The organism is Streptomyces sp. FH025, from assembly GCF_017427025.1.
In the GTDB taxonomy this organism is placed as follows: Bacteria; Actinomycetota; Actinomycetes; order Streptomycetales; family Streptomycetaceae; genus Kitasatospora.
Genome location: NZ_JAFLNG010000754.1, coordinates 1 through 3,510, shown reverse-complemented (window position 1 = coordinate 3,510; position 3,510 = coordinate 1). Strand labels below are relative to the sequence as shown.

The following is a 3,510-nucleotide window of genomic DNA, read 5'->3' as shown; positions in this document are numbered from 1 at the left end:
ATCCGACCGACGGCCGGGGCTATCCGAGGGCGGCGGTGCGCGCCTACACTGCGGAGCCCGGCGCGATTACCGGCCGGTACTACCGGGCAGTACGAGTCGGGCGCCGGAAGGCCCGGCGGGGAGTGGGGAGTTGGGATGACCGACGAGCGGACGCACGCGTTCACCGACGACGCCCTCGGCGCGCACGACGCGGTCGCGCTGGCCGCGCTGGTCCGGGCCGGCGAGGTGAACCCGCGGGAGCTGGTCGCGGCGGCCGTGGCCCGCGCCGGACGGATAGACGGGGCGCTGCTGCCCGTCGCCCACGCCTCGTACGACCGGCCCAGGATCAGCCGGGAAGGCATCGGCGGCGAGCTGTGGGGCGTGCCGACCTTCCTCAAGGACAACGTGGACCTGCGCGGCCTGCCGACCGCCATGGGCAGCGAGGCCTACCGCGCCCGCCCGGCCCGCCGCAACGCGCGCTTCACCGACCAGTTCCTGGCCACCGGCCTGGCCGTGCTCGGCAAGAGCCGGCTGCCCGAGTTCGGCCTGAACGCCTCGACCGAGTTCGCCACCGCCCAGCCGGTGCGCAACCCCTGGAAGCCCTCGCACTCGTCCGGCGCCTCCTCGGGCGGGGCGGCGGCACTGGTGGCCTCCGGCGTGGTGCCGATCGCGCACGCCAACGACGGCGGCGGGTCGATCCGCATCCCGGCGGCCTGCTGCGGCCTGGTCGGCCTCAAGCCCACCCGGGGCCGGCTGGTGACCAACGCGCAGGGCGGAAAGCTGCCGATCGACCTGGTCACCGACGGGGTGCTGACCCGCTCGGTGCGCGACACCGCCGCCTTCTACGCCGCCGCCGAGCGCCACCACCGCAACCCGGGGCTGCCCCCGCTCGGCCTGGTCGAGGGCCCGGGGGAGCGTCGGCTGCGGATCGGGCTGGTGCTGGACTCGCCGATCGCCAAGACCGACGAGCCGACCCGCCGGGCCGTCGAGGAGACCGCCGCCCGGCTGGAGGCGATGGGCCACCGGGTCGAGCCGATCACGCTGCCGTTCGGCGAGGAGTTCTCCCGCGACTTCCTCGCGTACTGGGGCTACATCGCCTGGGTGATCGCGCTCACCGGCCGGCTGATGCTCGACCCGAGCTTCCGGGCCGGGAAGCTGGACGGCCTGACCACCGGGCTGCGCCGCCGCTTCCAGGCCGAGTTCCCGCGCACCCCGGGCGTGCTGCGGCGGCTGCGCCGCGCCGAGACGGCGTACGCGGGGATCTTCCACGAGCACGACGCGATCCTCTCCCCGGTGCTCGCCCACACCACCCCGCCGATCGGCCACCTGAGCCCGAACGTGGCCTTCGACGAGCTGATCGAGCGGCTGCTGCGTTACGTCGCCTTCACCCCGGTCAACAACGTGACCGGTGGCCCGGGCATCGCACTGCCCACCGGCGCGGCGCCGGGCGGCCTGCCGATCGGGGTGCACCTCTCGGCCGCGCACGGGCAGGAGCGGCTGCTGCTGGAGCTGGCCTTCGCGCTGGAGGCGGACCGGCCCTGGCGGCGCATCCAGGACTGAGCGCGACCGGTTGAGCCCCACCAGGGGTCACGAGGCCGCCAGCGCCCGGGCCGCGTGCACCTCGTGGTGCAGCCGGGCCAGCGCGCAGTCCGGCGCGAGCGCGTCCGGGTCGGTCTCCGGCAGCGGCGCGCCGGTGCGCAGCGCCTCGGCCAGGTCGGCCAGCTCCCGGGTGACGGCGCCGACCTCGGCCGTGGTGGGCACGGGGGCGCCGTGCTCGACCCGCACCCGGGTGGCGGTGGTGGTGTCGACGATCCGCTCGACCGCGACCACCAGCGGCCACCAGGCCTCGGCCCTGGCGCCGACCGGCGGCGGCTCGGTGAGCGCGCGCTGGAACTCGCTGCGCACGGCGGAGAGGTCCCGGTAGAGCCGCCGCCGGTAGCGGGCCCGCGCCGGTTCGTCCCGCCCGGGGGCGGTGGTGAAGGCCAGCGAGACGTAGGAGGCGGTGTCCTGGACGGCGTCGGCCAGCCGGTCGCCGATCCGGGTGTGCCAGGACTCCGGCCACAGCAGGTAACCGACCAGCAGCGCGATGCCGCAGCCGATCAGCGAGTCGTAGAGCCGGGGCAGCACCAGTCGGAAGCCCTGGTGGTTGAGCAGGTCGGAGAGCAGCAGGATCACCGGGGTGATGGCGGCGGTCTGGAACGCGAACCCCTTGGCCGACAGCGCGGGGATCAGTGCGGCCAGGGCGGCCATCACCGGCACGTCCCACCAGCCGTGCGGCACCTCGGCGAGCACCGGGATGGCGATCAGCAGCCCGCCGGCGGTGCCGATCGCGCGCAGCACGGCGCGGGAGAAGACCGAACCGAAGTCGGGCTTCATCACGAACGTGACGGTCAGCACCACCCAGTACGAGCGGGGCACCGCGATGACCGAGACCAGCGTCTGCGCCAGCCCGACGCACAGCGCGAGCCGCAGTCCGTAGCGCCAGGAGGAGCCGGACAGCAGCAGTGCGCGGGCGGCCCGCCGGGCGCGGATCTCCAGGCCGGCGGGCCGGCCGAGCCGGTCGTCGACGGCGTACGGGTCCGGCGTGGCCTCGTGCACGACGACGGAGGCGTGCGCGATGGCCTCGGCCAGCGCGCGGGTGGACGGGCCGCCCGGTTCGGGCAGGTCGGGTGGTGGGGCGGGGCCGGTGCGGCCCCGCTCGACGGCCTCGGCGAGGGCGCGGACGGCGGCCGGGTAGGCGGGCGGCAGCGGGCCGTACTCGGGCGGGCGCAGCCGCGCCGCCGAGGCGCCCTCGACCACCGGGACCAGCGCGTTGAGCTGGGCGAGCAGGCGGACCAGGGTGGCGGAGCGGCCGTGCCGGCGCGCGCGGCGGGCCAGCAGCAGGTCGTAGGAGTGGTTGAGCGACTGGGTGAGCTCCCGGCGCCTGCCGTCGTACGCGGCGGAGTCGGTGGAGGGGCCGGTGGCCTCCAGCAGTTCGGCGACCGCCCGGTAGGTGTCGGCGACGACCGCGCGTTCGGGGGTGCCTCCGCGCAGTGGCCAGGCGAGCAGGGTGAGGGCGAGCACCAGCACGCCGCCGAGCAGCAGCAGAGCGGGCGGCAGCCACCAGGGGGAGGGGAGCGGCAGGCCGGCCCCGACCACGGTGTTGAGCAGCAGGAGCAGTCCGGAGACGGAGGCGACGGCGCCGATCGAGGAGATCATGCCGGAGACCAGCGCGACGACGGTCAGCACCGCGACGGCCGTCCAGCCGGTGCCGTGCACCAGGGTGCCCAGGAGGACGCCGAGGGCGCCGAACAGTTGCGGCACGGCGATGTTGAACACCCGCATCCGGTAGGCGTCGGCGGTGTCGCCGATGACGCCGGACAGCGCGCCCATCGAGACCAGCGCGCCGTACGAGGGCCGTCCGGTGGCGGTGCCGACCGCGAGCGGGGTGGCGAGCGCCACCGAGGCACGGGCGACCGCGGCCCAGGGGATCGGCGCGTTCCGGGGCCGCAGGCCCTCGGTCAGCCAGGAGGGAGGGGCGAGCCGGGTGCG

2 protein-coding genes are annotated in these 3,510 nt (G+C 76.0%); one reads left to right on the top strand and one right to left on the bottom strand.

Translation table 11 applies throughout. The annotated features are described in order from the left end of the window. The first annotated feature begins 135 nt into the window (after positions 1-135). Positions 136-1,539 (top strand): amidase, encoded by a 1,404-nt coding sequence (locus J0670_RS33300; RefSeq protein WP_207815935.1) that lies wholly within the window; start codon positions 136-138, stop codon positions 1,537-1,539. A 27-nt stretch (positions 1,540-1,566) separates the two neighbouring features. Here the strand turns inward: J0670_RS33300 and J0670_RS33295 are convergent. Further along, positions 1,567-3,510, bottom strand: a 1,944-nt coding sequence (locus J0670_RS33295; RefSeq protein ID WP_243437880.1) for an FUSC family protein, incomplete at its 5' end; no start/stop codon positions are given.

What these genes read in the sequence shown, in the direction of transcription:
- J0670_RS33300 (WP_207815935.1), top strand. Translation starts at nt 136, where the DNA reads ATGACCGACGAGCGGACGCACGCGTTCACCGACGACGCCCTCGGCGCG.